Annotated in this window: 10 protein-coding genes and 1 pseudogene; all 11 read right to left on the bottom strand. The window is 43.9% G+C overall.

Going from position 1 to position 10,583, the window contains the following annotated elements:
• Positions 1-140: 140 nt before the first annotated feature.
• On the bottom strand, positions 141-707 hold the full coding sequence (locus tag MUP17_08290; protein ID MCJ7458976.1) for an archaemetzincin family Zn-dependent metalloprotease: 567 nt from the start codon (positions 705-707) through the stop codon (positions 141-143).
• A 2-nt stretch (positions 708-709) separates the two neighbouring features.
• Positions 710-928 carry a hypothetical protein gene (locus MUP17_08295; protein MCJ7458977.1) on the bottom strand — a complete coding sequence of 73 codons (219 nt, stop codon included), beginning with the start codon at positions 926-928 and terminating at the stop codon, positions 710-712.
• 160 nt (positions 929-1,088) lie between these two features.
• Complete coding sequence (locus tag MUP17_08300) at positions 1,089-2,552, bottom strand: Ni/Fe hydrogenase subunit alpha (protein MCJ7458978.1); 1,464 nt, start codon at positions 2,550-2,552, stop codon at positions 1,089-1,091.
• Positions 2,549-3,523 carry an oxidoreductase gene (locus MUP17_08305; GenBank protein ID MCJ7458979.1) on the bottom strand — a complete coding sequence of 325 codons (975 nt, stop codon included), beginning with the start codon at positions 3,521-3,523 and terminating at the stop codon, positions 2,549-2,551. The genes MUP17_08300 and MUP17_08305 overlap by 4 nt, the downstream gene beginning before the upstream one ends.
• Entirely contained in the window at positions 3,520-4,011 is a 492-nt protein-coding gene (locus MUP17_08310; GenBank protein ID MCJ7458980.1) for a hydrogenase iron-sulfur subunit, read from the bottom strand. The genes MUP17_08305 and MUP17_08310 overlap by 4 nt, the downstream gene beginning before the upstream one ends.
• A 16-nt stretch (positions 4,012-4,027) precedes the next feature.
• Positions 4,028-5,794, bottom strand: coding sequence for a 4Fe-4S binding protein (locus tag MUP17_08315; GenBank protein ID MCJ7458981.1), 1,767 nt, complete (start codon positions 5,792-5,794; stop codon positions 4,028-4,030).
• Positions 5,795-5,807: 13 nt separating this feature from the next.
• Positions 5,808-7,694 carry an NADH-quinone oxidoreductase subunit NuoF gene (gene nuoF, locus MUP17_08320; protein ID MCJ7458982.1) on the bottom strand — a complete coding sequence of 629 codons (1,887 nt, stop codon included), beginning with the start codon at positions 7,692-7,694 and terminating at the stop codon, positions 5,808-5,810.
• 17 nt (positions 7,695-7,711) lie between these two features.
• Positions 7,712-8,164 (bottom strand): NADH-quinone oxidoreductase subunit NuoE, encoded by a 453-nt coding sequence (gene nuoE / locus MUP17_08325; protein MCJ7458983.1) that lies wholly within the window; start codon positions 8,162-8,164, stop codon positions 7,712-7,714.
• 92 nt (positions 8,165-8,256) lie between these two features.
• A pseudogene (locus MUP17_08330) lies at positions 8,257-9,036 on the bottom strand (FAD-dependent oxidoreductase).
• Positions 9,033-9,911: a CoB--CoM heterodisulfide reductase iron-sulfur subunit B family protein gene (locus tag MUP17_08335; GenBank protein ID MCJ7458984.1), complete on the bottom strand. Its 879-nt coding sequence runs from the start codon at positions 9,909-9,911 to the stop codon at positions 9,033-9,035. Before MUP17_08335 ends, MUP17_08330 begins: the two are co-directional and overlap by 4 nt.
• On the bottom strand, positions 9,911-10,477 hold the full coding sequence (locus tag MUP17_08340) for a 4Fe-4S dicluster domain-containing protein (protein ID MCJ7458985.1): 567 nt from the start codon (positions 10,475-10,477) through the stop codon (positions 9,911-9,913). The genes MUP17_08335 and MUP17_08340 overlap by 1 nt, the downstream gene beginning before the upstream one ends.
• Between the last annotated feature and the right edge of the window lie 106 nt (positions 10,478-10,583).

Raw genomic sequence — 10,583 nt, forward strand, 5'->3', positions numbered from 1 at the left:
AAACCGCAAATTTTGCGATTTTTAAAAAGGAGGAGCAAATTAACTCTTTTTAAATAAATCAGTTAAAAGAAAATTGACTATTACTGAAATCTGCGTCAGATTGTTTTACCTTGCGTCTTATTCAAAAGGATCCAGTCAAGCTAACTCTCTTGAGCTGTGTTCTCTTTTTTTAACAGGTCGTCCTTTTTCTTCTCCAGAAGGGAAGAGCAGTTACTGCAGAATTCCCTGGATTTGAAATCTATCTCTTCCGCATAGGTGGAAGTATACATCACACACCTGGGGTCCTGACAGTGTATTAGCCCGAAGGTATGTCCTAATTCGTGAACTGCTTCTTTTTCCAGACGAGCTTTTAGTTTTTCTGGATTCTTTGGCAAGCCGTACAATTCATCTCTGAGCCGGTAAATGGAAACTACTGCCGCTCGTCCATCTAACTGGGCTTCACCGAAAACGTAAGTTAAAACCGGGACAAAAAGATCGACTGAAGTTACGCCTAAAATCTTGCACGATTCTTCAGCCTCTGATTTCAATAACTGTGATAATATCCAGGTGGAGTTGAACTGGTCTCTAAGTGGATCCATCCCCCCATCCAGGGAAAAGGAACTGGAAGATATCACGACCGGGATTTTGAAACTATTCTCCAGAGCAAACGAGAGGCTATTCAGCAGGTTTTTATCTGAAAATCTCAGAGGCAATATATATAGGCGCACTTTTATTTCAATAATCCATATTCTTCGATTTTACTCTGGAGAGTATCTTCATCTATTTTTAAAGCCCGGGCAGTTTTTTCCTTATCCCATCTCATCCACTCAAGCACTCGCAGGATATGAGCTTTCTCTGTAGCTTCCAGGCTGAACTCGTCCGGAGGAATCTCCGGCACAATCGGGAGAGACAGCTCTAAAGCGTTGATAAGCGGACCTTTACTAATCACTACCGCCCTTTCGATGGCATTTTTAAGCTCCTGTACGTTGCCAGGCCAGTCATATTTTTATATAAGCTCTAAAGCACCTGGTGAGAATCAACTTAAAGGTTTTTTATTTTCCCGGCCCGTATGAAAAGAATTGGACTGCTGCCCCCCTTCTTTCTTTGACCTAATCTTGTCTTATCACATTTACCAGTTTTCTGTTATGGTCGTAAATTTTTATTTCCATAGGCATCTCCCCGGGTAGAAAGTGAGTAGCGCAGCCAAAACAGGGATCATAAGCCCGGAATGCCATCTCGATCATATTCAGAATACCGTCTGACACTTCCTTTCCAGACTTTATCAGCCCGAAGGCTGCTTTCTTGATGGATAAGGAGATTGCGGCATGATTGTTTATAGTAGCCACAATCAGATTGACCTTCCTGGTGACTCCTCTTTCGTCAGTTTGATAGTGATGAATCAGGGTCCCGCGCGGTGCTTCCACTACACCGATCCCTTCGTCCGGCTTGGCAGTCGGTATTACCCTGGTATTGGGATCAGTGATCTCCGGGTCTTTGGACAGCTCCAAAAATCTCTCCGCCGCATATAATAATTCCACCAACCTCGCCCAGTGGTTAGCCAGGGTAAAATGAACCGGCTTTCCTCCCAAGGTTTCGTACATCCTCTGGTACTCCTCCTGAGCCAGGGGCGTAGCCATGCCATCTGAGGCATTCAGCCTTGCCAGAGGTGCTACCCGATAGACGCCGCTGTCTTTTCCATCCACCAGCCCTTTCCAGCCGACGCTTTTCAGATAGGGGAATTTAAGATAAGTCCAGGGTTCCACCCCTTCGACGATATGATTTAAGTAATCCTTCCCCTCGAACTTGGAAAATTCCTTTCCCTCTGGATCCACGACCCGTATTTTACCCTCATAAAAGTTGACCTTGTTTTTATCATCCACCAGTCCCATATAGTAGGTTTTGAGAGTGTAAGCATCCGAGGTTATTAAGTCTACATAGGCTTTATTGGAAAGCACGATATCGCCAAAAACCTTCAGGGAAAACTTACCGAATTCAACTGATTCCTCTGCAATCTCCTGGCATTTCTTTCTTTCCTCCTCAGAGAGTCCCTTTCCCATACCTCCCACAGTAGCGGCTGAGGGGTGAACATATTTTCCCCCTAACATCGAGACCACCTCGTGGCAGATAGCTCTCTGGCGGATCACTTTTCCGCCAATCTCTAAACCTACTTTCTTTATAACTCCTAAGATATTCCTTTCAGCTTTTGGGGCATCTGGTCCAACCACGAAGTCTGGACCTCCTAAAGCATAGAAATGGGTAGTATGATCCGCTACGTAATAAGCCGAGTTCATCAATTCCCGGAGCTTCTTGGCCACGGATGGTATCTCGCAATGATAAACCGCATCCGCGGCTTTGGCTGAAGCCAGATGATGGGAGGTGGGACAGACCCCGCAGATGCGAGGGGTCAGAACCATCAATTCCTCCACGGGTCTTCCCTCGCAGAACTTTTCAAAGCCGCGCAGCTCCGGGACTATGAAATAGGCATTAGCTACCTCCCCTTTATCATTCAGAAATATATCTATTCTTCCGTGTCCCTCTAAACGAGTAATCGGATCGATACTTATCTTTTTCATTCTTTCTTCTCCTGGCTTATCTTCTTTCTTCTTAAAATGGAGCTGGCTAAGCCGAAGCGATAAAATGTTCCAATTGGGTCCACAATTCCCTCCAAGATTTTATTTACCTCCTTCTCATCATCCGAATCTATTACCGATGCTAAAGCGGACATGAATTTTGCCCCGACATCCGAGACCCCTGGAGGTGGTCCATAACATCCCCAGCAGGGGAGATTGGCTTTGATGCAAGCCGCTTCACAGCCAGAACGGGTGGCCGGTCCAGCGCAGATGATCCCCTGCTCTAAAAGACATTTTTCTGGCTCAGGTATCTTCAAATGAGAGCGATAAAACCCTTTTATCTTTTTCTCTTCCTTTTTTCTGGGACACTCCTCACATACCGTCTTATCACCGGCACCCAAAAATGAACCGACCGGTGGCAAATCCCCTTTTATCACCGCCTCTAAAGCTTTCCAGGTGGTCTTCTCTAATGGCGGACATCCCGGAATGAAATATTCAACTTGAACGGTTTGTTTTAAACTTCTTACTGTATCATAAAAAGCTGGAAGGTGAATCTTTCCCTCGGGCATATCATAGTTTTCAATAGGGAATTTTTTATCTGGGTTATACGTTGAGGGGGTCTCTAAATATACCCTCTGAAAGATACTCTCTTTGTCAAATTCATTAGCCAATCCAGGTATCCCACCTTCGCAGGCGCAGGTTCCATACGCAACCATAACCTTTGATTTATCTCTTAGAAGTTTTGCTAAATGTTCATGCTCTGAGGTCCGAATAGCACCATTAAAAAGACATAGATCTATCTCTTTGTTCCCCAACTTCTCCAAATCCTCATATTTGAAATCCATCACGCAGGGCCACAAGACAATATCAAATACATTGGCTACATCTAAGATTTTCTCCTTTATCTCTAAAACTGCTATCTCGCATCCGCCGCAAGAAGCCGCCCAATATAAAGCCAATTTAGGTTTGCTCATATTCTTACCTCCTCAACTCCGGGAAATGGCTTCTCCTTTTCCACCATTATCTCGGCCGGCTTAATCTGGTTCTCTATTGCTTTCCAGTTAAGGGGTCCTAATTTTTTCACTACAGAAGTGAAATCCTTGACCACATTGGAAAATTTTTCCCCCTCTGCGGCTGAAACCCATTCCAATCTTATTCTTTTATTTTCAATACCGAAACTCTCTAAAAGCTTCACCAAAAGAGGGTATCTTCTCATGGTTTTCATATTACCATTGATATAATGGCAATCTCCAGGATGACAGCCGGCAATTAGAACTCCATCAGCTCCTTCCCGAAACGCTTTTAAGACAAAAGTAGGATCGACGCGGCCAGAACACATCACCCTTACAATCAAGATGTTGGGAGGATACTTCATCCTGGAGGTTCCAGCCATATCTGCACCTGTGTAGCTACACCAGGTGCACAAAAAACCCACGATTTTAGGCTCAAACTCTTTTTGAATCATAAAAATTCCTTTTCTATTTTTTTACCTCAACTTTCTCAGTTTCCAGTACCCCCTCGATCTCTGCAAAGATCTGGCCATCTTTAAATCCATATTGAATCGGGATGCCGGAGGGACAGGAAGCCACACAGGTTCCACAACCTTTGCACAAAGCCTCCTGGACCTGGGAAACTTTCTTTTCATCATTGAACTCAATCGCATTATAGGGGCAAAGAGTTAAACAAAGCTTGCAGCCAGCGCATTTTTCCGGATCTATATAGGACACTATCGGCTCAATAGACACCACCCCTTTGTCTATCATGGCGATGACATTGGCTGCTGCCGCGGCACCCTGAGCCACGGTATCTGGTATGTCCTTGGGGCCTTGGCAGGCACCAGCCAGGAAAACTCCGTCGGTAGCCGTTGCTACCGGAGCCAATTTCGGATGTCTTTCCAAGAAGAACCCGTCTCTGCTTCTCTGAATGGAGAAGATCCGAGCCACCTCTTGGGCATCCTTTTTTGGCTCTAAGGCAGTGGCTAAGATGACCATATCCACTGGAATTCTCCTGACCATACCCAAAAGGGTATCCTCACATTTGACTATTAACTTACCTTTTTCTTCTGGCTTCTCCGCCACATCGGTTACCTCCGCCCCCTTACCCCGGACGAAGATCACATCCTCTTTCATGACCCGATTATAGAATTCCTCATATCCTTTGCCAAAGGACCTTAAATCTATGTAAAGCTCATAGACTTTAGCTTCAGTTTTCTCTCTGACCAAATGGGCTATTTTCAAAGAGTACATACAGCAGACCCGGGAACAATAGGGGTGGTATTTTTCATCTCGGCTGCCAATACAATGCAGGATAGCCACACTCTCCGGCTTCCTCCCGTCCTTCAAGACGATCCTTCCCATAGTGGGACCACCAGCATTGGACAGGTGTTCGAACTCCAGGCCGGTGATGACATTGTCAAGTACCTTATAACCATAACGCTTATCTATCTGGGGATCAAAGGAATCAAATCCCGTAGCTAAGATAATCGCTCCCACCTCGATATCTCTATATTCATCCACCATCTGATGATTTATGGCTTGAGGCTCGCAGAATTTTTCGCAGATTTTACACTGCTCCGTCTTAAAATAGATACAGCTCTCTTTGTCTATCACCGGCTTATTAGGCACTGCCTGCAAGGTAGGAACATATATAGCCTTAGGAGGACCTAGGGTCAATTCATGATGTAATATGTTCTCTTCCCCCTCTATGGTAATGGCACCAGTGGGACAGATTAAGGCACAGGCTGCACAACCAATACATTCCTCAGAAGACTCATCAAAGGGGACAGTCACTTCCCTCTTTTCCCCCCGGTTGACAAAGTTAATCACACTCTTCCCCACAGCTTCAGTGCAAGCTCGCACACAAAGACCACAAAGGATACAATCCTCCTTTGCTATTTTAAATCTATGTTCTCTTACTTCCATCTTTTCAGCCAGTTCTCTTATCTGTTTCACGTTGGAACATCGGGCTAAAAGAAGTTCCATCACCATCTTCCGGGCTTTTATCACTTGAGGAGAGTTAGTTCTTATTTGAAGTCCCTCTCGAACTATATAATTACAAGAAGTGCGGAGTGTAGATTTTCCAGAATCAATTATCTCTACCAAGCAGAGCTGACAGGATCCATAAGGGGCAAGGGCTTGGTGGTAACATAAGGTAGGTATCTCGATGTTATATTTTTTCGCCGCCTCCAAAATAGTTTTGCCTTCTTCGATTTCTATTTTTTGGTCATCTATGATTAAATTAACCATCGTTTCCTCCATTTTATTTTATCACCACCGCATCGTAGTTACAGACTTCGAAGCAAACTCCGCATTTGATGCATCTTTTTTGCTCTATGAGATGAGGTTTTTTTCTTTCTCCGGATATTGCTTTTTCCGGGCATTCCTTGGCGCATAAGATGCAGCCAGTGCATTTATCCGCCAATATGAAATATTGAATCAATTCCTTGCATACCCCGGCCGGACACTTTTTGTCCTTTATGTGAGCCTGATATTCATCCCGGAAATAACGGATAGTGGACAAAACCGGATTGGGTGCAGTCCCTCCTAATCCGCACAGGGAAACAGATTGAACCACAGAAGATAAATCCTCCAATAATTCGATATCCCCCTCTTTTCCTTTTCCCTCGCAGATATCAGTCAAGATTTGGTAAAGTCTTATTATCCCTTCTCGACAGCTTGTACATTTACCACAAGATTCGTCTTTGAGAAAGCTGAGAAAGTATCGGGCCACATCCACCATACAGGTGTTTTCATCCATAACTATCATCCCACCAGAGCCCATCATTGATCCAGCCTGAGTTAGCTCCTCATAATCAACCTTTAGGTCAATTAATTCGGCCGGGATACAACCTCCGGATGGCCCGCCGGTCTGCACGGCTTTAAATTTTTTATTATTAAGTATCCCTTCACCAATATCGAAGATAATCTCCTTTAGAGTTATTCCCATAGGGACTTCTAATAACCCGGTATTTTTTACTTTGCCCACCAGGGAGAAGACTTTTGTTCCCTTACTTTTCTCAGTTCCAATTTGAGAAAACCAATCGGAACCTCGCTCAATTATGACCGGGATATTTGCCCAAGTCTCCACATTATTAATATTTGTAGGTTTATCCCACAGGCCTCTTTCTGCTGGATAAGGGGGTCTTAATCTGGGCTCCCCCACCCTACCTTCAATGGAAGCCATCAAAGCGGTCTCCTCGCCGCAAACGAATGCTCCTCCACCGCGGTTTAGTTTAATCGGAAAGCTGAAATCTGTGCCCAAGATATTTTCACCCAAAAGCCCATATTCTTTTGCCTGTTGGATGGCTTTCTTCAGTTTCTTTATAGCTAAAGGATACTCTGCCCGCACATAGATATAACCCTCTTTTGCCCCTATAGCATAACCACCGATTAACATACCTTCAAGCACGCTGTGAGGGTCCCCTTCCAACACACTTCTATCCATGTAAGCCCCGGGGTCTCCTTCATCTCCGTTGCAGATCACATACTTAATCTCACCCGGTGCTTTTCGACAATAGCTCCACTTTAACCCAGTGGGAAATCCAGCTCCTCCTCTACCTCTTAGCCCAGATTCTTTTATCTCATTAATAATTTCTTCCGGATTTAGAGTTCTAAGAGCTTTTTCCAGGGAGAAATAACCCCCCTGGGCGATGTATTCCTCAATATTATCAGGATCTATGAAACCACAATTTCTCAAGGCAATCTTTTGCTGTTTTTTAAAGAAAGGAATTTGGTCATAAAGTGGAATTCCCTGCAACCCTTCAGAAATTGAATCTTTTATTGAGCTAGCTCCATTTCCCGAACGAGCCATAGCCCATTCTTTCTTAATCTCTTTTTGGGTTAATGCAGTTAATAGCTCCTTTGACTTTTTGGCAGTCATTTCCTGGTAGATTATAGCTGGTCTTCCCGGAATCCGAACCTCCGCCAGTGGCTCTCTTTGACAAAACCCTAAGCAGCCGGTCTGAGAAACAATGAAGTCCAATTTTTGTTTCTCTACTTCTTGGGAAAGAGACTGGAATACCTCTCCAGCTCCTGTGGCTAATCCGCAGGTAGCCATTCCCACAATAATTTTGATTTTATCAGGGTAAATGGATTTCAGCCCCTTTTCCTTTATCTTTTTTAGGTCATCCTTCGTCTTTATTTTCATTCCCATACTTTTTCTCCTCAAGTATACTTCTTCAATATCCTAGGGATCTTATCCTGTCTTAGACGTCCGTGGGTGTCTTCGTCAATTCTTATAACCGGAGCTAAACTACAGCAACCAATACAGCGAACAGTTTCGAGCGAAAATTTAAGATCAGAAGAGGCTTCACCGGACTTTATTCCTAATTCCCTCTCCAATTTCTCTAAGATTCTTCCCCCTCCACGCACATGGCAGGCGGTTCCTAAGCATACATTTATTAAATGGCGCCCTCTGGGTTTTAAGCTGAAAGCTGCATAAAAAGTTGCTACTCTCAATACTTGGCTTAAGGGCATTTGTAATTCTTGGCTTATCTGGTTCAATACCTCTCTGGGCAAATAGTTATATTCTGCTTGAATATCCTGCAATACTTCAATTAATGACTCCCGCCTTTCTTTAGATTGGCTGATTATTTCCTTCGCTTTCACCCATTCCATTTTTTATCTCCTCCTTCCTTTAAGGAGACATTACTGCCGATTACTTTTTTCCCTTTCATTATAACTCTCTTTGCGGGAATTCTTTTGCCAAAACAGATATTCCAGCAGATTCCACAACTGGTGCATTTCGATTCATCCACAAAACGAGCTTTTCTCTTGACCTTCACTTTAAAATTACCAACAAAGCCGGAGACATCGGTCACCTCGCTGTAGGACAAAAGCTCTACATTAGGGTGTTTGCTCACCTGCACCATTTTGGGAGTTAAAATACAAGCCGCACAATCCAAGGTAGGAAAAGTCTTATCAAATTCTGCCATATAGCCACCAATAGAGGGCTCCCTTTCCACCAGATAGACTTTCTTCCCAGAGTTGGCAATCTGTAAAGCAGCTTCTATCCCGGCAATTCCACCTCCGACCACCAAGACCTGGGGATTAACCGGCACCTCCTTAAGCTGCAAAGGGTCATGCAAAGCTACCCTCTTGACTGCAGCCGCAACTAACTTCTTTGCCTTCTCCGTAGCTTTTTTTCGGTCCTCTGTCACCCAGGAGCATTGTTCCCGGATATTTGCCATTTGGAAGAGGTATTGATTTAATCCCGCATCCTCAACCACGTGCCGAAAGGTGGGCTCATGCATTAAAGGGGAGCAGGAGGAGACCACCACCCGGGTCAAACCTAACTCCTGGATGTCCTTTTTTATCATATCCTGGCCCGGATCAGAACACATATATTTGTGTTCCCGGGCAATAGTCACATTGGGCAAGGTAGAGGCGAATTTCACTACCTCAGGAACATCAACTATTCCGGCGATGTTGGAACCGCAGTGACAGACATACACTCCAATCTTTTGAGGACTATTTTGACGATCGCTCATCTTTTACCTCCATAAAATCTATCCAAAACCTTCTCCGCTGAAACCAATTCCTTTCCAATCAAAAGCTTTTCCTTGGACAGTCCTAAAGCCACCCCTAAAAGCTGGGTGAAATAGATCGCTGGGATAGAAAAAACGGTCTTAAATTTCTTATTCACCTTCTTCTGATAACCTTCGAGGTTGATCTCGCATAAAGGGCAAGCGGTGACAATCAATTCCGCCTTATTATCCTGCGCACAAGAGAGCAAATCCTTTATCAATTTTAAGCTCTCCTCAAGCTCGGTGGTTATCAAGATTCCTCCACAGCATTTGGCTTTCAAAGGGAAATTTACCACTTCCGCGCCCAGAGAGGAAAATAGATTATCCATAGTCATAGGAAACTCCGGATCATCGAAAGTTCCATGAGGGCGAGAGATTTGACAGCCATAATAGGGAGCTATTTTAAGTCCCTCCAATCTCTTCTTAATCTTTGGTTGGATCTTCTGAAGCCCCACATCATTAACTATCACATCCAGAAGGTGCCTTACCTTAATAGTCCCATCATATTTTAAATTCGCCACCGCCAAAGCCTCATCCACAGTTTTCTTAATATCCTCTTTTTCATTAATGTAGATATTGGCTTTGTTCAAAACCGTGTAGCAGGCAGGACAAACGGTTACTAAATCGTTCTTCTTTTTCTCGGCAAGGGCTAAGTTTCGAGCGGAGATGGCAAAGGAGATTAATTCCCTTATTGAAATATAGGAAGTGGCTCCGCAACAGTTCCAATCATCCACCTCCTCCAATTCTATGTCTAAAGCTTGGCAAACAGCTCGAGCCGAGGCATCATAGGGCTTCGCTGTCACCTCTAAAGAACAGCCGGGATAATAAGAGTATCTCATCAAGCCACCCCCTTTTTCTCGATATACTCAATTATCTTGACCAAGTCATTTTTTCCTTTGATACTTTTGTTAGAAGTGGCGATTCTCCCTTTTGTGAAAAGCTTCCATCCTAAAGGAACGAAATCTAAGATTTTAAATGGTTTGGTCTTCAGAAAGAAAAGGGTCAAAAGAACTGTCTCTGCGCTTCTCCCGAATTGGTTAATGGTATCCACAAATATCTTAGCCATCACCGGGGAAGGATTTTTGGGAGGATATATCTTATATTTTATCCCTAATCTTTTCAACTCATACATTATGTCGGTAAGCTTTATTCCAGAGGGGCATCTTACAGTGCAATAATAACAGGAGGCGCACATCCAGATAGTGTTGGACCTTAATACCTGATCTAGCATTCCGGCACGAAAAGCTGAGATTATCTGACGCGGAGTATAATCCATCGAATAACTGGTGGGGCAGGATGCAGAGCAGGTTCCGCACTGAATACAGGCCTTCAGCTTTTCGCCATCAGGAATAGAATAGATGTCCTCCAAGAAGGTCTGGTTAAGTTTTTCTTTGGTATCTATCATAAAGACCTCTGCGATTTAAGATTATTTAGGTCCGCTTTATCCTTGTGAAAATCTTCACAAATTACCTCAAAAAAAAGCTCCCGTATATCATATACTATACAACTAG

The organism is Candidatus Zixiibacteriota bacterium, assembly GCA_022865345.1.
Classification (GTDB): Bacteria; Zixibacteria; MSB-5A5; order MSB-5A5; family RBG-16-43-9; genus RBG-16-43-9.